At 51.4% G+C, this 1,215-nt stretch carries 1 protein-coding gene; it reads right to left on the bottom strand.

The window, feature by feature from the left end; genetic code table 11:
- A partial coding sequence (locus tag ACRC27_RS04230; RefSeq protein WP_438639265.1) for an acetate--CoA ligase family protein occupies positions 1–1,094 on the bottom strand: 1,094 nt, incomplete at its 3' end.
- Between the last annotated feature and the right edge of the window lie 121 nt (positions 1,095–1,215).

The raw sequence follows: 1,215 nt of genomic DNA, 5'->3' as shown, positions 1-1,215 counted from the left end.
AAGATCCCGTCACACTGGGGGCTGGAAAGAAGCATATCCAGTGCTTTTAGGTAGCGCTCTGGGGTGGCATCATCACGTAAATTTAGCGGATTTCCGGCTGGCAACTGCAGTGCCGCTTCCAGCGCTTGCTGTTCGGTTTTTGTTAATTGTGCCAGTTTACCGCCTCTGCTAAGCAGCTCATCTACCGCCATGGCTGCAGGGGCTGCGCCATTGCTGAGAATAAACAGCCGTTCCCCTTTCACTGTCAGGGTATGGTGCAGAGTTTCTACTGCGGCAAACAGTTCGTGGGTATCTTGTACACGCAGCAGACCTGCACGAGCAAATGCGGCATCATAGACACTGTCTAATCCTGATGAGCCAAGCAATTGGCGGGATTGAGGTGTACGGCCACTTTTTACCACTAAAATGGGTTTATTGCGTGATGCAGCACGTGCCGCCGATAAGAAGCGTCTGGCATCTTGCAGCTCTTCAAGATACAGCAAGATGGCGGAGGTTTTGCTATCGCGAGCGAGATAGTCGAGCAGATCATCAAGATCGACATCAAGGCTATCGCCAAGGGCAATAAAATAGGAAAAGCCGATATCTTGTGGGCGTGCCCAGTCGAGGATTGTGGTGGCGACTGCCGTTGATTGCGAGATAAACGCCAATTTTCCTGTGCGGGCAGGAATCGGAGAGAAACTGGCATTTAGCCCTTGCCACGGGGCAAGAATACCTAAGCTGTTTGGCCCAAGCAGGCGCATGTTATAGCGCAACGCTTGTTGCCGTAATGCTGAATAATCGCGGCTATCCCCCGACAGTAGCAGTACTGCTTTACAGCCCTTTTCACCTAACTGTTCGAGTAAACTGAGGTTGTGCCGTGCGTGGGTGCAAATAACCGCCAGATCGGGGATCAACGGTAAATCGGCAATACAGGCATACGCCAATACCCCGCTGACCGCCTGATAGCGGGGTGTTACCGGCAAAATTGGCCCGCTAAAACCACCTTCAAGTAAATTGCGCATCATCAGAAATCCGGCTCGGCCGGCACGGGTTGATGCGCCAATAACAGCAATAGATTGCGGGCGCAACAGCGCATGTAAACCTTGTTGACTCATGTTGACCCTCATCCGTAAGGCTATACATTTTGAGATTAGGTTATCTTGGTGGCTTTGTGTGCAAAAAGCATCAGCGTTCTGTTGTCGCTGTGATCGAATCGATCCGGCGATTAAATTTTCC

The organism is Plesiomonas sp., from assembly GCF_051650925.1.
Lineage (GTDB): Bacteria > Pseudomonadota > Gammaproteobacteria > Enterobacterales > CAMTGL01 > Plesiomonas.
Note: the sequence above shows the minus strand (reverse complement) of the source record. Positions and strands in the feature narration are given on the sequence as shown.